Consider the following 17,099-nt stretch of genomic DNA (forward strand, 5'->3'; position numbering starts at 1 on the left):
ACAGTTGGGCGAACAGTCCGACAATCATGATGCACGACTCTGGTCTCCCCGGCGCGCCCTGCGTGAGGATGCTCCGCGACCGATGTTGCACGACGTGTGTATACAACATCGCTAGCGAAGGGACGGGCCGGGCTGATGTCCGAGCTGAGTCGTAGGAAGTTCATGGCGCTGTCGGCGAGCGCGGCGGCCGGGGCGGCGGTGGCCGGCAGCGCCGCCGTCGGCACCGCCGCCCCCGCCTCGGCGGCGGGTCTCGCGAGCACCGGCACGATCACCGACGCCCAGCACATCGTGGTGCTGATGCAGGAGAACCGCAGCTTCGACCACTACTTCGGGACGCTGCGCGGCGTGCGCGGCTTCGCCGACCGCAGCGCCATCCAGGTCGCCGGCGGCTACAGCGTCTTCAACCAGCCAAACGGCCTCGGCCGGCAGTACCCGTGGGCGTTCAGCGCCACCAAGCCGGCCGGTGGCGCCGACCCGGAGCGCCTGGCCCAGTGCAACGGCGACCTCGCGCACTCCTGGAACGACCAGCACACCGCCTGGAACGGCGGCAAGCTGGACTCCTGGGTGCTCGCCAAGGGCAACGTCCGCACCCTCGGCCACCTGCAGCGCGCCGACATCCCGTTCCACTTCGCGCTGGCCGAGAACTGGACGATCTGCGACGCGTACTTCTGTTCCACCCTCAGCGCCACCGGCCCCAACCGCACCTTCCACTGGAGCGGCACGATCGACCCGGCCGGCACCGCGGGCGGCCCCGCCTACAACGGCGGCGACGAGTCCGGCCTGCGCTGGCAGACCTACGCCGAGGCCCTGCAGAACGCCGGGGTCAGCTGGAAGGTCTACCAGAACGCGGCCGACAACTTCGGCGACAACGCCCTCGCCTACTTCAAGCAGTTCACCGACGCCCCGGCCGGCAACCCGCTGCACGACCGCGGCATGGGCTCCGTCCCGAAGGTGACCGGCCGCACGCCCGACGACATCGCCGCCGCGATCCGCGCGGACGTCCTGAACGGCACCCTGCCGCAGGTCTCCTGGGTGGTCTCCGACGAGGCCTCCTCCGAGCACCCCTACGCCACGCCCAACGACGGCGCGCACTTCGTGCACATGGTGATGGACGCGCTCAACGCGGACCCGAACGTCTTCAACTCCACCGTCCTGATCCTCAACTACGACGAGAACGACGGGTTCTTCGACCACGTCCCGCCGCCCTCGCCGCCGGCCGGCACCGCCGGGGAGTTCTACAGCAACACCGCGATCGGCCTGGGCTTCCGCGTCCCCATGATCGCCATCTCCCCGTGGAGCCGCGGCGGCTGGGTCAGCTCCGAGGTCTTCGACCACACCTCGGTCCTGCGGTTCCTGGAGCGCTGGACGGCCGCCATCGGCAAGCCGGCCACCTGCCCGAACATCAGCGCCTGGCGCCGCAAGGTCACCGGCGACCTCACCGGCGTCTTCGACTTCGCGAACCCGGTGTACGGGATGCCGGCGCTGCCCAACACCGACGCGGTGATCGGCCTGTCCGCCTGCGGTCCGCTGCCCAACCCGGCGCCGGTCACCAACGCGCTGCCCGCGCAGGAGAGCGGCACCCGCCCGGCCCGTGCGCTGCCGTACCAGCCGAACGCGAACCTGGACCACCTGGAGTTCGGCGCGAACAGCGTGATGAAGGTCTGGCTGAAGATGTCGAACACGGGCACCGCCGCGACCAGCGCCTCGCACTTCGCCGCGTACGCCAACGCCTACCGCAGCGGCGGGCCGTGGCAGTACACGGTGGACGCGGGCACCGAGCAGAGCGACTTCTTCAACTGCGGTTCGGGCTTCGGCAACGGCCCCTACGACCTGAGCGTCACGGGCCCCAACCGGTTCCTGCGCCGCTTCAAGGGCGACGCCACCAAGGCCGGCAAGTACGCGGCGGCCACCGCCTCGTACGCCGTCGAGGCGGGCTCCGGCAAGCTGGCGATCTGGTTCAAGCTCGCCAACTCCGCCACGTCCGCGGTGACGTTCACCATCACCTCGAACAACTACCGCACCGGCACCTGGACGTACCAGGTGCCCGCGGGCGGCAACGTCAGCGACTTCTTCAACGCCGTGGCGGGCCAGAACGGCTGGTACGACTTCACCGTCACGGTGAGCTCGGACAGCAGCTGGTCGCAGCGCTTCTCCGGGCACCTGGAGACCGGCGCGGCGAGCGTCACCGGCTGACCCCGGCCGGCCGCCGAGCACCCGGTCGGAAGGCCGGGTGCTCAGCGCAGGCGGTACCAGCGGGCCTGGCAGAACGAGAAGCAGCCGTACAGCGCCAGCCCCGCACCCACCGCGACCAGCAGTGCGGGCCCGGCCGCGGTGTCCGTGAACGAGCGCAGCGTCTCGTCCAGGCCCTTCGCCCGGGCCGGGTCGAAGGCCAGCGCGGCCAGCAGGACGAACACCCCGGCGCCGGCGAACACCAGTCCGCGCACCGCGCCGCCGACCACGCCGAGGGCGACGACGGCTTTGCGCACCCGGGGGCCCATGGCGCCGGTGTCCAGCTTCTTCTCGAACTTCCGCAGTGCGGCGCGCACGCCCAGCACCACGCCGGTGACGATCACGGCGAGGCCGGCCGCGCCGACCAGCCACCGCCCGGCGGGCCAGCCCAGCACCGTCGCCGTGTACTCCTTGGAGGACTCGTTGCTGGAGCGGGGCCCGCCGGTGCCCGCCAGCAGCGACTGCACCAGGCCGAAGCAGAGGAAGCCGTTGAAGGCGGCCCGGCCCAGGTCGGCCGCCCGCCCGGTCGGGCCGTCCCCGCCGGTGCCCCGGCCGAGGACGGCGACCGAGAGCCGCCAGATCGCCATCCCGGCGAACCCGGCCGCCAGGGCCCAGAGCATCACCCGGCCGAACGGCTGCTCGCCGATGGCGGCCACCGCGCCGGAGCGGTCCGCCTCCTTGCCGTCGGAGCTGCCGAGGGCGATCCGTGCCGCCAGCACTCCGACCAGCAGGTAGATGACGCCGCGGGCGGCGAAGCCCGTCCGTCCGGCGGCCCGGACCACCGGGCTGCGTCCCCATCGCCGTCCCCGTGCTCGCAGGGAGACGTCCGTACCACTGTTGGCGGCCATGCGCCCCGCCTGCCCGGGCCCGGCGGGGTCAAACGGCCGCCGTGCGAGGTCGAGTCCTGCCCCCTGCCCGGCCGGCGCGCCGCCCGGACGGCGGGGGAGCCGGTGCGGGAGACCGGCGGAGAGCCCCGCCGGGACGGTGGGACATCGTGACGATCCCATGATCCGGTCGTTTGGCAGTGGGTCAGGCGGCGCCCACCCGGATCTCCGGGCGCGCGCCAGCGCGGCGCACTGCAGGGGAGTCTCCGAATGTCCGGTCGGAAAAGCGCCGCCTCCGCGGCACCGATAACGCGCGAACCGTCCGGCGTGCCGCAACCACCGTGGGCCGCCGCGCGCCCACCCCGGCGCACCCCGGCCGGCCCGCCCGGGGGCCGCCTGCCGGGCGCCGCCCGCCGCGCCCGGTTCAGGGAGTACGAGGCCGCGCTGGTCGGCGGCTACCGCGAGCTGGCCCGACTCGCCTACCTGGTCCTCCCCGGCGGCACCGACCGCCACCACCGGATCCTCGCCGCGCACACCGTCGTCCAGCAGGCCCTGCGCTCGGCCCGCCGGGCCGGGCCGCCCACCGCCCGGCCCACCGTGCCGCCCGCCGCCCAGTCCACCGCCCAGTCCACCGCCCGGTCCACCGCCCAGCCGCAGGGCCGCGCGTACGAGGCCGTCCGGCTGCAGGTGCTGCGCGGCGCCCTCGCCGGGCCCGCCCGGCGCCGGCCGCTGCCGCTGCCCCGGCTCTGGGGCCTGCGGCTGTTCACCGCCGCCGGCAGCCCCGAGGACCTCGCCCTCGACCAGGCGCTGACCAGGGCCGCCCCGCACACCCGGGCCGGCTACGCCCTGCGGGTACTGGAGGGGCTGACCACCGAGCGGGCCACCGACCTGCTGGCCCGGGCCGGGGTGCCCGATCCCGGACGGGCCCTGGCCGAGGCCGAGCGGATCCACGCCGAGCACCGCGCGGCCGGCCGCGACCTGGAGCGCTCGCCCGAGTTCGACCCGTGCGCCGTCCGGGCCCAGCCCACCGACCTGCTCCGGCGCCGGTCCCGGGGGCGGCTGCTGGCCGGCGCCGCCGCCCTGCTGCTCGCCGCCGGGGCCGGCGTGCCGCTGGCGCTCGCCTCGTCCGGGGCGCCCGTTCCAGCCGGGGCGAGCGCCGGGCCGGTCGGCCGCGGTACCCCGGCGCCGAGCCCGGTGGCCACCGACGCCTGGCGGCAGACCGCCCGGCTCGACTTCGGCGTCTGGCCGGCCCGCGGCGACCTCACCGCCGACCGGGCCCTGCTGGAGCGCGCCGTCGACGCCTGGGCCGGCCCCGCTCCGCAGGTCCGCCGCACGCTCGAACCGGGCACCCCCGCCGGCCCGCCCGGCAGCACGCAGCTGCTGTACGCGGGCCGGCCGGAGGGTGCCGCCGCCGTCGTCGTCCTGTACGGCGAGGGCCGGCTGGCCCGCTACACCGAGGGCCTGGAGCGCGAGCTGGTCCTCGCCCGCGCCGACGACGCCGACGTGACCACGGCCGCCGCCCTGGCCCTCACCCGCACCCCCGCCGGCACCCGCTTCCTGCTCGCCCCCTGGGTCGACGAGGCCGCCACCCGCGACCTGCGGGCCCCCGACGCCGCCGCCCGGCCGGTGCCGCACCCCGACGGCGTCACCCCGGCCGTCACCGCGCCCGCCGCGCCGGCCGCCGACGGCTCCTGCACCGGGCGGCCGGTCCTGCAACTGCGCTCCGCGCCGGTGGTGGCCGAGCAGCACGCCTTCCTGCTGGCCGACGTCGGCGGCCTGCTGCCCGCCCACCTGACCTACACCCCGCCGCCGGACGGCACCCCGGCCCGCCCGCCGCGCGAGGCGACCGGCCCGGAGGCGCTCGCCGCCTGGGCCCGCACCTCCTGCGGCCTGCCCGGCGTGGGCCCGGCCGACGCCGGCCCGGGCACCCGGGCCCTGAACACCTGGGCCTTCGCCACCCAGCCGCTCCCGGACGGCGAGGGCGCCGCGACCTGGGTCTGCGTGCGCCGCGACCGCTGGGACGGCGGTGGGTCCGCGGCCACCGCGCTCCTGCTGCCCGACCCGCGACGGGCCGCCCCGCCCCCGCTGCGCACGGCCGGCGCGCCGGAGACCAGGGCCTGCAGCCGCTTCGACCAGAACGTGCTGGCCGCCACCTGGTGGCGGGGCAGGTCCGGCAGGTCGTACCTGCTGGTGGCGGGCAGCCGCCGGCTGGTGAGCGTCTCGGCCACGGGGGCGCTCACCCTGCCCGAGACCCGCGCACCGGCCCGCACGCTGGCCGTTCCCGGTGCGGGGTCGGGCGAGGTCCGGCTGAGCGGTCTGCTGGACACCGGCGCCCGGATCGGCACCCTGGGGTGATCCGGGCCCGTCCGGCCTGCGGATGCGGGCGGTGCGGCGCGGTGTGAGAGTGAGGACAGCCCGGTAACCACCCCGAGGAGGAGACATGGGCATCTTCGACAGGTTCCGCCACAAGGCGCACGATGCCGGCGAGGAGGCCAAGTCCTCGCTCGGCGGGACCCACGAGCAGGACTCCACCGCCATGACGGACGCCGCGCAGCGCGCCGCCCTCGCCCACGACGAGGCCGCCGACGCGTTCCCGGACGGTACCGAGAAGGCGCGGGAGCCGGAGCAGCGACCGCCCAGGCTGTCCCCGCAGGAGGAGGACGAACGGGCCCGGGAGAACATGACCGCCGAGGGCGATCCCTGGGACTGACCGGCCGCGGCCGGGCCGACGGACCAACGGAATGATCGGAGGGGCGCGCCTGCCGGGGCGCGCCCCTCCGTCGCGTCCCCCGCCCGCGTGCGTACGGGCCCGCGTGCGTACGGGGGACGCGCGCCGGGTGCCGCTCAGCGCGGGGGCAGCGGCGGCCGGCGCAGGTCGGGGCGGGGGACGTCCTCCGGCGGCGGCACCGCGGCCGGGCTGTCCTCCAGGAGTTCCAGTGCGAGCCCGACGGCGCAGGCCAGTTCGGGGTGCCGGCCGCGGGCCCAGTCGTGCGGGGCGCGCAGCACGTGGACGTCCGGTTCGGCGCCGTGGTTCTCCACCGACCAGCCGAGGTCGCCGGTGAACCAGGAGGCGTTCTTCGGTACCGAGATCTGGGTGCCGTCGCCGAGCTGGTGGCGCCCGGTCATGCCGACCACCCCGCCCCAGGTGCGGGCGCCGACCACCGGGCCGAGGCCGAGCAGTTTGATGGCGGTGATGATGACGTCGCCGTCCGAGCTGGTGGCCTCGTCGGCGAGGGCGACCACCGGGCCGCGCGGGGCGTCCCTCGGGTAGCGCACGGGCTGCCGCCCCCGGCTGAAGTCCCAGGCGAGGACGCGGCGGGTGAGCTTCTCCAGCACCAGCTCCGAGACGTTGCCGCCGGCGTTCCCGCGCACGTCCAGCACCAGCGCGGGCTTGTCCAGCTCGCGGCGCACGTCCCGGTTGAACTGCGCCCAGCCGGAGCCGCCGAGGTCGGGGATGTGCAGGTAGCCGCACCGGCCGTCGCTGAACTCCCTGACCAGCTCGCGCCGCCGGGTCACCCAGGCCTGGTAGCGGATCGGCCGCTCGTCGGTCAGCGGGGTGACGGCGATCCGGCGCACCCGGCCCTCGGCGCCGGTGCGCAGCGAGATCTCGACGGTGGTGCCGCCGGTGCCGGCGAGCAGCGGGACGGGTCCGCGGACCGGGTCCGGCGGGCGGCCGGAGATCGCGAGGAGCTCGTCGCCGTCCAGGACGCCGTGCGCCGCGAGCGGGGCGCGGGCCCGCGGGTCGGAGGACTCCCCGGGCAGGACGCGCTCCACCAGCCAGCGGCCGTCGGGCGAGCGGCGGGCGTTGGCGCCGAGCAGCCCGAGCGGCTGCTGGACGGGCGTGGGCCCCTCGCCGCGCCGGGCCGGGGTGACGTACGCGTGCGAGGTGCCGAGCTCGCCGAGGAGTTCGCGCAGCAGGTCGGCGAAGTCGTCCGGGCCGGCGATCCGCTCCAGCAGCGGCTCGTACTGCGCGGTCAGGGCCGGCCAGTCGAGGCCGCACATGCCCTCGTCCCAGAACTGGTCGCGGACGATCCGGGCGGCCTCGTGGTACGCCTGGCGCCACTCCTCGGCCGGGTGCACGGTGTGGGTGATCCGCCGCAGGTCGACGGTGACCCCGCCGGACGGGCTGGTCACCGGGACGATCCGCAGGCTGCCCGCGGAGTACACGGCGACCGAGCCGCCGTCGCCGGAGACCGCGAAGCCGTCCAGCTTGTCGACCAGGGTGGTGCGGGTGCCCCGGGCCAGGTCGAAGTGCTCCAGGGAGGGGCGGCCGGAGGTGTCGTCCGGATTGGCGAAGGTCTGGCCGAGGGCGCCGGAGATCGGCCAGCGGAGCCAGACCAGGCCGCCGCGGACGGCCTCGGTGGCGGAGTACTTGGAGGCGATCACGGGGAACTGCACCAGCCGCTCCGAGATGCCCTGCGGGTCGACGGTGACGCTGCCGTCGCCCGGTTCGGCGCCGGTCGCCGCCGGTGTGCCCGGCCGGCCCTCGGTGGGCGCCGCGAACGGCGAGGGGGTGTCGGCGGCCAGCGGGACGAGGTAGGGGCGGCAGCCGAGCGGGAAGGACATGTCGCCGGTGTGCACGTCGTGCACCGGGTCGAAGCCGCGCCAGGAGAGGAACACCAGGTAGCGGCCGTCCCGGGTGAAGACCGGCTGCTCGTCCTCGAACCGGCCGTCGGTGACGTCGGTGACGGGCGCGAGGGCGTCGGTGCGGGTCATCCGGATCCGGCGCAGCGAGCGGCCGGCCACCGGCTGGGACCAGGCGATCCAGAGCGAGTCGGGGGAGAAGACGGCGCTGCTGACCGGCCCGTAGGTGGAGGCGGCCAGCTCGCGCACCTCGCCGTCGGCGGCGGCCACCAGCAGCAGCCGGCCGTCGGAGGTGGCCGCCGCCAGGGTGCGTCCGTCGGGGGCGGCGGAGAGTTCCAGCACCCGGCCGATCCGGCCGCCGGCGATCCGCCGGTGCTCCGGGTGCTGCTCGGTGCGGTGTTCGTGCAGGTGCTCGCTGCCGGGCAGCGGGGCGATCTCGACGGCGTCCTCGCCCTCGGCGTCGGTGATCCAGCAGACCTCGCCGGTGCGGCCGAGCACCACCGGCAGCCTGGTCCGCACGCCCGGGGTGTCGGCCAGCGCCCGGGCCGGGCCGTCCCGGTGGGTGAGCCAGTACTGGCTGCCGCGCACGGTGATCACGCCGGTCCGGCCGGTGCTGTCGCAGGCCAGGTCCTTGACGTGCGAGGCGGCGCTGACCTGGTACGGGCGGCGGCCTGACCGGGCACCGCCGAGCGGCACCCGCAGGCGGTGCGGCGCGGCGGCGTCGAGGCCGTCGAGCAGCCAGATGTCGCCGGCGTGCTGGTAGACGATCCGGGTACCGTCGGTGGCGGCCTCACGGGCGTAGTAGGAGGCGTGGTCGGTGTGCCGGCGCAGGTCGGAGCCGTCCGGCCGGCAGGAGTAGAGGTTGCCGATGCCCTCGTGGTCGGAGAGGAAGGCGATCCTCGGCCCGTCCGGTCCGTGCACCGGCATCGGGGAGGCGAGGTGCCCCCGGTGCTCGGGCAGCACGCGCAGTCCGTCCACCCAGAGCCGGCCGGCGGCGCCGCCGCGGTAGCGCTTCCAGGCGGCGGGTTCGTGCGGGGCCGCCCCGGTGAGCAGGACGGTGTGCTCGCGGCTCATCTGGGCGTCGCCGACCGGCCCCCAGGGCATCTTGCGGCCGGCCGAGCCGTCGAGCGGCAGCGCGTGCGCCCAGGTGTAGTGGGCGAACGGCTCGTGGTACGAGGTGACCGCGAGCACCTCGCCGTCCGGGAGCCAGCCCCGGACCCGGGTGTCCTGGCTGCCCCAGTAGGACAGCCGGACGGCCTCGCCGCCGCCGACCGGCGCCGTCCAGACCTCGGGGGTGAGGGCGAACCAGCTGGTCCAGGCGAGGGTGCGGCCGTCGGGGGAGAGGCGCGGGTGGCTGACCCGGGTGCGGTCGCAGCTGACCCGCCAGGCCCGGCCGGCCTCGTCGCCCCCGGACAGCGGCGCGACCCAGACGTCGTCCTCGGCGGTGAAGGCGAGCAGGCCACCGCGCAGGTGGGGGTATCGGAGGTAGCCGGGCGCCGTCACCTCTTCATGGTTCGGTGCCTGCCTACCGGTCGCAACCCGGGCCGCGGGGCGCCGGGAGCGCGGGCCGCGCCGCCGGGGGCGCGGCGCGGGAGGCCGGGGGTGGGCGGCCTGCGGCGCGGTCGTCCGGCCGGTTGTCCGGGCGGCCGGCCGTCGGGGCGTCGTCCGGGGTCGGGCGCGGGCCGGGGCGCCGGGCGCGGGCCGTCCGGCGGCGGGCTGTGCGGGTGCCGACCAACTCTCCGTCGCTTCGGGGGCATTGACACACAACCGGCGGATCCACTTCAGTGGTCTAGTCCAACTGGTTGAACCGACGGCCGACACCCCCCACCTGGCCGGCGGTCCGCCATGCCCGCGGACACCCCCACATCCCGCGCCCCAGCAGGAGTCCCCCGCATGCGCAGAACAGCATCCCCCACGAACCACCGGGGCAGGCCCGGCCGCCTCGCCGCCCTCGGCACCGCCTGGGCCGTCGCGGCCGCCGGCGCCGTCGGCCTCGCCCTCGGCACCGCGCCCGCCGCCTCCGCCGGCGAGTTCCTCACCAACGGCGGCTTCGAGAGCAACGCGCTGGCCCCCTGGAGCTGCGCCGCCGGTACCGGCAGCGTCGTCAGCGGCCAGGCCCGCACCGGCAGTTACGCCCTGGCGGGAGCGGCCTCGGCCAGCTCCTCGGCCCAGTGCTCGCAGACCGTCACGGTCGCGCCCAACACCACGTACACGCTCAGTGCCTACGTCAAGGGCGCCTACGTCTACCTCGGTGTCGACGGCGGGACCAGCACCTGGACGCCCGGCACCGGCGGCGCGTACCAGAAGCTCTCGGTCAGCTTCACCACCGGCGCGGCCCAGACCAGCGCCACCGTGTACACCCACGGCTGGTACGGGCAGGGCACCTACTACGCGGACGACGTCTCGCTGGACGGGCCGGGCGCCCCGAGCCCCTCCCCGTCGGCCACCGCCACCGCGAGCCCGACCGCCACCGCCTCGCCGACGGCCACCGCCACGCCCACCGTGACGGCCACCCCGACCACCACCGCCACGCCGACCAGCACCGGCACGCCGACCCTGCCGCCGCCCGGCAACCACGCCCTGGTCGGCTACCTGCACGCCAGCTTCGCCAACGGCGCCGGCTACACCAAGGTCGCCGACATCCCCGACTCGTGGGACTTCATCAACCTGTCCTTCGGCGAGCCGACCTCGGTCACCTCCGGCGACATCCGCTTCAACCGCTGCCCGGTCGCCGAGTGCCCCTCGGTGGAGTCGGACGCCGACTTCAAGGCGGCGATCGCCGCCAAGCGCGCCAAGGGCAAGAAGGTGCTGATCTCGATCGGCGGCCAGAACGGCCAGGTCCAGCTGACCACCACCGCCGCCCGCGACACCTTCGTCTCCTCGGTCTCCGCGATCATCGACAAGTGGGGCCTGGACGGGCTCGACATCGACTTCGAGGGCCACTCGCTGTCGCTGGCCACCGGCGACACCGACTTCAAGAACCCGACCACCCCGGTCGTGGTCAACCTGATCTCCGCCCTGAAGACCCTGAAGGCCAAGTACGGCGCCGGCTTCGTGCTGACCATGGCCCCGGAGACCTTCTTCGTCCAGCTCGGCTACCAGTACTACGGCTCGGGCCCGTGGGGCGGCCAGGACCCGCGTGCCGGCGCCTACCTGCCGGTCATCTACGCCATGCGCGGCGACCTGACCCTGCTGCACGTCCAGGACTACAACTCCGGCTCCATCATGGGCCTGGACAACCAGTACCACTCGATGGGCGGCGCCGACTTCCACGTCGCGATGACCGACATGCTGCTCAAGGGGTTCCCGGTGGCGGGCAACACCGCCAACATGTTCCCGGCGCTCAACCCGTCCCAGCTGGCCATCGGCATGCCGGCCACCACCAACGCGGGCAACGGCTACGTCAGCCCGACCGAGGTGAACAAGGCGCTGGACTGCCTCACCAAGCTGACCAACTGCGGCAGCTACGTCCCGCGGGCCGGCGCCCAGCCGAACCTGCGCGGCCTGATGACCTGGTCGATCAACTGGGACCAGTTCGGCGGCCGGGAGTTCTCGAAGAACTTCGACAGCTACTTCGGCTGATCCGCCCGGACCGCCCGCCAGGGCGGCACCGCGGCGCACCGTGATCCGTCGGCCGGCCGGCCCGCCCCCAGGGGCGCCGGCCGGCCGACGGCCTTCGCGCCGCGGGAGCCCGGAGCGACCGGGAAACGCCGAGGGGCCCTCCGCTCTCGCGAAGGGCCCCTCGGGTGTCTGTGCGCCGCCAGGGACTCGAACCCCGGACCCGCTGATTAAGAGTCAGCTGCTCTAACCAACTGAGCTAGCGGCGCCTGTCTGACGCGGAGAACATTACCTGGTCAGCAGGCGAATCCGCCAATCGGTTCGGGCGGCGCGGGCGGGCGGCCCGCCCGGTCAGGGGACGAGGACCACCTTGCCCCGGACGTGGCCGCCGCCGACCAGCCGGTGGGCGTCCGCGGCACGCTCCAGCGGGAAGGTCTCGGCGACCTCCAGTCGCAGGCCGCCGGCCTCCCAGAGCTCGGTCAGCTCGGTGAGCCGGGCCGCCGTGCGGGCGCCGCGCAGCATCGCCACGCCCAGCCGCTGCGCCGTCTGGAAGTCGACGATGGTGCCGATCCGGCCGCGGTCGGCGACCAGCTCGACGGAGGCCTCCAGGGCTCCGCGCCCCGCCGCGTCCAGGGCCGCGTCCACCCCCTGCGGGGCGAGCGCCCGGACGCGGTCGGCGAGCCCCGGGCCGTAGGCCACCGGGACGGCCCCCAGCTCGCGCAGGTAGTCGTGGTTGCGCTCGCTCGCGGTGCCGATCACCGTCGCGCCCCAGGCGCGGGCGAGCTGGACGGCGACCGTGCCGACCCCGCCGGAGGCGCCGTGCACCAGCACGGTCTCGCCCGCGGCGACCTTCAGCTCGCTCAGCGCCACGTGGGCGGTCTGGCCGGAGGCGGAGAGCGAGCCGGCCTGCTCCCAGGGCATGCCGAGGGGCTTGGCGACCAGCTGGGCGGCGTCCACGGTGACGTACTCGGCATGGCTGCCGAGCTGCCGGAAGCCCAGCACCTCGTCGCCGACCTCCCAGCCGGAGCTGCCGGCGCCGAGCCGGTCGACCACCCCGGCGAACTCGTTGCCGGTGACGACCGGCAGTTCGATCCGCGCGCCGGGCGGGGTCCAGCCGGTGCGCACGGCGAGGTCGGCGGGCTGCAGGCCGGCCGCGTACACCCGGACCCGCACCTCCCCCGGTCCGGCGGCCGGCGTCGGAACCTCGGCCACCCGCAGCACCTCGGGGCCGCCGAACTCGGGGACGGTCACTGCCTTCACAAGAATTCTCCTGTCGTCAGGTCCTCCGGCCATCATGAAAGTTCAAGCGGACTTGAAGTCAAGCCCCCGGTGTGTCGGGCAGCGAATGGGCGCATTGTCTGATTTATTCTGACGCCGGGCGGGGACCACCCCCGTCCGGGCGACGGCCCGGCGACCGGAAGCCGAGAGGAAACACTCCGTGGGCCAGCTGCCACTGTTCTTCCTGGTGCTGCTCGCCTCGGTGGTCACCATCCCGCTGGCGCGCCGCACCAAGGTGCCGCAGCCCGTCCTGATGACCCTGCTCGGGCTGGGCATGGCCCTGGTGCCGCAGATCCCCGACGTCGCGATCGACCCCGAACTGATCCTGCCGCTCGTCCTGCCGCCGCTGATCTTCGCCGTCGCCCGCCGCTCCTCCGTCCGCTACTTCCGGGCCAACATCCGCTCGATCCTGCTGCTCGCGGTGGCCCTGGTGGTGGTCACCACGATCGCCGTCGCGGGCACCGTCCACTGGCTGCTGCCGACCCTGCCGCTCGGCGCCGCCATCGCCCTCGGGGCCCTGGTCTCCCCGCCGGACCCGGTGGCCGCCGTCGCCGTGGCCGGCGCCGTCGGGCTCCCGCGCCGGCTGGTCTCCGTCCTGGAGAGCGAGGGGCTGTTCAACGACGTCACCGCGATCGTGATCTACTCGCTGGCCATCGAGGGCGTGGTCAGCGGCGACTTCTCCACCGGCAACGCGGTGCTGCGCTTCGTGCTGTCCGCGGTGGTCGCGCTGGCCGTCGGCATCGGGCTCGGCTGGGTGAACAGCAAGCTCGCCGGCATCCTGGAGGACCCGACCCAGCAGGTCGCGCTCAACCTGCTGGTGCCGTTCGCGGTCTACGCCCTGGCCGAGGCGATCCACGGCTCCGGCGTGCTCGCCGTCGTGGTCTGCGCCCTCTACCTGGCCGAGCGCGCCGCCGACGCCGACGAGGTCGCCTACCGCCTGGTCGGCAACGCCTTCTGGGAGATCGTCGAGATCCTGATCACCGGCTTCGCCTTCGGCCTGATCGGGCTGGAGCTGGCCACGGTCATGAAGGAGGCGGGCACCGGCTGGACCAGCATGCTCGGCGACGCCGCCACCGTGATCGCGGTGGTCGTCCTGGTCCGGCTGCTCTGGCTGCTGCCGGCCGGCTGGCTCTCCAAGCGGCTGCGCAGCGGCGACGAGGAGGACACCCCGATCAGCTGGCAGGAGAGCGTGGTGCTCTGGTGGTCCGGGATGCGGGGGGTGGCCACCGTGGCCCTGGCCCTGGCCGTCCCGCTCACCCTGCACTCCGGCGAGCCCTTCCCCGAGCGCGGCCGGCTGGTCTTCGTCGCGTTCGGCGTGGTGCTCTTCACCCTCCTGGTCCAGGGCCTCTCGCTGCCCTTCCTGGTGCGGGTCCTCGAACTCGACGCCGACCACGACGCCCACGAGCAGGCCGTCCGGGAACTGTGGTGGCGGGCCGCCAAGGCCGGGCTGGACCGGCTCGTCGAACTGGAGGAGGAGGAGGACCTCTCGGTCGAACTGGTCGACCGGCTCCGGGACCGCCAGCACTCGCGACTGGCCCGGCTCTGCCCCGAGAAGTACGCCGAGGAGGAGGCCGCCGAGGCCCGTCACCGCGCCTCCCAGTGGCGCGAGGCGCACACGGTCGAGCAGGAGATGATCGCCGCCTCCCGCCGCGAGATGATCACCGCGCGCAGCGAGCTCGGCGCCGACCCCGAACTCGTCGACCAGGTGCTCCGGGGGCTCGACCTGCGCTCCGAGCGCACCTGAGGCGGTCGGCCGCGGGCCCGGCCCGGGCCGGGCGCCCCGGCCCCCGCGACCGGCCGGTGACGCGGCGGCGAGGTCCGGGCGACGCACCGGCGACAACCCGGGTGCCCGGCGGCGACTCGGCGTCCGCCGGCCGTGCAATGTACGCGGCGCCCCGCGGCGTTGCATAGGCTGTCGCCGGGCAGCCCGTCAACGGAGTCGGCGCACCACACGTACCGCCGGACCTCGCGCAACCACCCTCCCGCTGGGCTCTGCCGGTATCTGCACCCAGATGAATCGAGGAGCATTCCGATGTCGGAACTCGACGCCCGCCCGGGGGCCAACGGCCGCACCCCGCTCGACCGCACCCCCGAGTGGGCCGCGCTCGGCAAGCACCGGTCGGAGCTCGGTGAGCTGCACCTGCGCGAGCTGTTCGCCGCCGACCCCGAGCGAGGCCGCCGCTACACGCTGCAGGTCGGCGACCTGCATGTCGACTACTCCAAGCACCTGGTGACGGACCGCACGCTGGACCTGCTGCGCGCGCTGGCCGACGCGACCGGTGTCGCCGAACTGCGCGACGCGATGTTCCGCGGCGAGAAGATCAACACCACCGAGGACCGCGCCGTCCTGCACACCGCGCTGCGCGCCCCGCGCGGCGCCGTGGTCGAGGTCGACGGCGAGAACGTGGTGCCCGCCGTGCACGCCGTCCTCGACAAGATGGGCGTCTTCGCCGAGAAGGTCCGCTCCGGCGAGTGGACCGGCCACACCGGCAAGCGGATCCGCACCGTCGTCAACATCGGCATCGGCGGCTCCGACCTCGGCCCGGCGATGGCGTACGAGGTGCTGCGTTCCTACACCGCCCGCGACCTGGACGTCCGCTTCGTCTCCAACGTGGACGGCGCCGACCTGCACGAGGCGGTCCGCGACCTGGACGCGGCCGAGACGCTGTTCATCGTCGCCTCGAAGACCTTCACCACCATCGAGACCATCACCAACGCCACCTCGGCGCGGGACTGGCTGCTCACCGAACTGCGGGCCGGCACCGACGCGGTGGCCAAGCACTTCGTCGCCCTCTCCACCAACGCCGAGGGCGTGGCGGACTTCGGCATCGACGTGGCCAACATGTTCGAGTTCTGGGACTGGGTCGGCGGTCGCTACTCCTACGACTCCGCGATCGGCCTCTCGCTGATGATCGCGATCGGGCCGGAGCAGTTCCGCGAGATGCTGGACGGCTTCCACCTGGTCGACGAGCACTTCCGGACCGCCCCGCCGGAGCAGAACGTCCCGCTGCTGATGGGCCTGCTGGGCGTCTGGTACGGCGCGTTCTTCGACGCGCAGGCGCACGCGGTGCTGCCCTACTCGCACTACCTGTCGAAGTTCACCGCCTACCTGCAGCAGCTGGACATGGAGTCCAACGGCAAGTCGGTCGACCGGGACGGCAACCCCGTGGGCTGGCAGACCGGCCCGGTGGTCTGGGGCACCCCCGGCACCAACGGCCAGCACGCCTACTACCAGCTGCTGCACCAGGGCACCAAGGTCATCCCGGCCGACTTCATCGGCTTCGCCGAGCCGGTCGCCGACCTGCTGCCCGGGCTGGTCGCCCAGCACGACCTGCTGCTGGCGAACTTCTTCGCCCAGACCCAGGCGCTGGCCTTCGGCAAGACCCCGGAGGAGGTCGCGGCCGAGGGCGTGCCGGCCGAGCTGGTGCCGCACAAGACCTTCAAGGGAAACCACCCGACCACCACCGTCCTGGCCGGCTCGCTGACCCCGTCGGTGCTCGGCCAGCTGGTCGCGCTCTACGAGCACAAGGTCTTCGTCCAGGGCGCGATCTGGAACATCGACTCCTTCGACCAGTGGGGCGTCGAGCTGGGCAAGGTGCTCGCCAAGCGGATCGAGCCGGTGCTGCTCACCGGCGAGGGCACCGAGGCACTGGACAGCTCCACCGCCGAGCTGGTCGCGCGCTACCGCTCGCTGCGCGGTCGCTGACCCCGTTCGCGGCGCCGGTCGGGCCGCCCGGAACCGACCCGCGGACACGGAACCGACCGCGGGCACGGAACCGACCCGCAGGCAAAGAGAAGGCCCCGGCACTCCCGGGGGAGGAGGGCTCCCGCTTCGGCGGGGGCCCTCCTCGTGTTTCCGGTGGGAGAAAGATATGGATACTGGATAGCGTCAGTGTCTATTATGGAGCCAGGTTCCGGCCCCTGCCGGCGAAAGGCTGTGACGACGTGCCCACTCTTCCCTGGATCACCCCCCATGCGCCCCGCCCCGGCACGCAGGTACTGGTGATGGCCTCCCGGCTGGAGGTCCGCCGCCTGCGCGACGTGCCCCGCTTCTTCCTCAAGGCGATGGCCGCCTGGCGGCAGCTGCGCACGGCACCCGGCGCCGTCGGCGCCTCGCTCGTCGCCGAGCCGCTGCGGCGCACCTTCTGGACCCTCTCGGCCTGGGAGAGCCGCGACAGCCTCAACGCCTACGTCCGGGCCGAACCGCACCACTCGATCATGACCTCGCTGCGGTCGGTCATGGCGGGCTCCGCCTTCACCTTCTGGGAGGGGCCGGCCGAGGAGTTGCCGATCAGCTGGGAGGAGGCCAGACGCCGCCTGGCGGAGCAGTCCTGACGGCGCGGCGGGAGTGCCCGGGAAACGCCGAGAGGCCCTTCGCTCTCGCGAAGGGCCTCTCGGCTGTCTGTGCGCCGCCAGGGACTCGAACCCCGGACCCGCTGATTAAGAGTCAGCTGCTCTAACCAACTGAGCTAGCGGCGCCTGCTGACAGAGAGGACTCTAGCAGCGGCCCCGGGTCGGGCCAAAATCGATAATCCGGATCGGCCAGGACGTCGGCGCGTGTGTCGGGGCCCACCCCTGACGTCGCCGGTGGCCCGGCCCCCGGGGGCCGCGGCCACGCCCGTTCCG

Annotated in this window: 10 protein-coding genes and 2 tRNA genes; 7 read left to right on the forward strand and 5 right to left on the reverse strand. The window is 74.5% G+C overall.

Annotation, left to right across the window (positions count from 1 at the left end; translation table 11 throughout):
* Positions 1 to 135: 135 nt before the first annotated feature.
* The gene (locus ACFTWP_RS12080) at positions 136 to 2,193 is read left to right on the forward strand and encodes a phosphocholine-specific phospholipase C (RefSeq protein ID WP_380264368.1); all 2,058 of its coding nucleotides are present in this window, start codon (positions 136 to 138) and stop codon (positions 2,191 to 2,193) included.
* A gap of 41 nt (positions 2,194 to 2,234) precedes the next feature.
* Here ACFTWP_RS12080 and ACFTWP_RS12085 read toward each other — a convergent pair whose 3' ends face one another.
* Positions 2,235 to 3,077, reverse strand: a complete 843-nt coding sequence (locus tag ACFTWP_RS12085) for a DUF1206 domain-containing protein (protein ID WP_380264369.1) — start codon at positions 3,075 to 3,077, stop codon at positions 2,235 to 2,237.
* A 303-nt stretch (positions 3,078 to 3,380) separates the two neighbouring features.
* Between ACFTWP_RS12085 and ACFTWP_RS12090 the strand changes: the two genes are divergently transcribed.
* Both ACFTWP_RS12090 and ACFTWP_RS12095 read left to right on the forward strand, forming a co-directional pair.
* Entirely contained in the window at positions 3,381 to 5,408 is a 2,028-nt protein-coding gene (locus ACFTWP_RS12090; protein ID WP_380264370.1) for a hypothetical protein, read from the forward strand.
* Between the two features lie 85 nt (positions 5,409 to 5,493).
* Entirely contained in the window at positions 5,494 to 5,763 is a 270-nt protein-coding gene (locus tag ACFTWP_RS12095) for a hypothetical protein (protein ID WP_380264371.1), read from the forward strand.
* 134 nt (positions 5,764 to 5,897) lie between these two features.
* On the opposite strand, the gene ACFTWP_RS12100 is transcribed toward ACFTWP_RS12095, so the two are convergent.
* Complete coding sequence (locus ACFTWP_RS12100) at positions 5,898 to 9,140, reverse strand: S41 family peptidase (protein ID WP_380264372.1); 3,243 nt, start codon at positions 9,138 to 9,140, stop codon at positions 5,898 to 5,900.
* A 390-nt stretch (positions 9,141 to 9,530) separates the two neighbouring features.
* Here ACFTWP_RS12100 and ACFTWP_RS12105 point away from each other — a divergent pair, with 390 nt between their 5' ends.
* A complete protein-coding gene (locus ACFTWP_RS12105) occupies positions 9,531 to 11,219 on the forward strand; it encodes a chitinase (RefSeq protein WP_380264373.1) in 1,689 nt (562 codons plus the stop codon).
* 171 nt (positions 11,220 to 11,390) lie between these two features.
* On the opposite strand, the gene ACFTWP_RS12110 is transcribed toward ACFTWP_RS12105, so the two are convergent.
* Both ACFTWP_RS12110 and ACFTWP_RS12115 read right to left on the reverse strand, forming a co-directional pair.
* A tRNA-Lys gene (locus ACFTWP_RS12110) sits at positions 11,391 to 11,464 on the reverse strand.
* Between the two features lie 82 nt (positions 11,465 to 11,546).
* Positions 11,547 to 12,455 (reverse strand): NADP-dependent oxidoreductase, encoded by a 909-nt coding sequence (locus ACFTWP_RS12115; protein ID WP_380264374.1) that lies wholly within the window; start codon positions 12,453 to 12,455, stop codon positions 11,547 to 11,549.
* Positions 12,456 to 12,633: 178 nt separating this feature from the next.
* On the opposite strand from ACFTWP_RS12115, the gene ACFTWP_RS12120 reads away from it, so the two are divergent.
* The 3 genes from ACFTWP_RS12120 to ACFTWP_RS12130 all read left to right on the forward strand — a co-directional run bounded on the left by ACFTWP_RS12120 (position 12,634) and on the right by ACFTWP_RS12130 (position 16,808).
* Positions 12,634 to 14,217, forward strand: a complete 1,584-nt coding sequence (locus tag ACFTWP_RS12120) for a Na+/H+ antiporter (protein ID WP_380264375.1) — start codon at positions 12,634 to 12,636, stop codon at positions 14,215 to 14,217.
* A gap of 288 nt (positions 14,218 to 14,505) precedes the next feature.
* Positions 14,506 to 16,179 (forward strand): glucose-6-phosphate isomerase, encoded by a 1,674-nt coding sequence (gene pgi / locus ACFTWP_RS12125; protein ID WP_380264376.1) that lies wholly within the window; start codon positions 14,506 to 14,508, stop codon positions 16,177 to 16,179.
* Between the two features lie 239 nt (positions 16,180 to 16,418).
* Entirely contained in the window at positions 16,419 to 16,808 is a 390-nt protein-coding gene (locus ACFTWP_RS12130) for a DUF3291 domain-containing protein (RefSeq protein WP_380264377.1), read from the forward strand.
* A 70-nt stretch (positions 16,809 to 16,878) separates the two neighbouring features.
* Here the strand turns inward: ACFTWP_RS12130 and ACFTWP_RS12135 are convergent.
* Positions 16,879 to 16,952, reverse strand: a tRNA-Lys gene (locus ACFTWP_RS12135).
* Between the last annotated feature and the right edge of the window lie 147 nt (positions 16,953 to 17,099).

This window comes from Kitasatospora sp. NPDC057015, assembly GCF_042673745.1.
Classification (GTDB): domain Bacteria; phylum Actinomycetota; class Actinomycetes; order Streptomycetales; family Streptomycetaceae; genus Kitasatospora.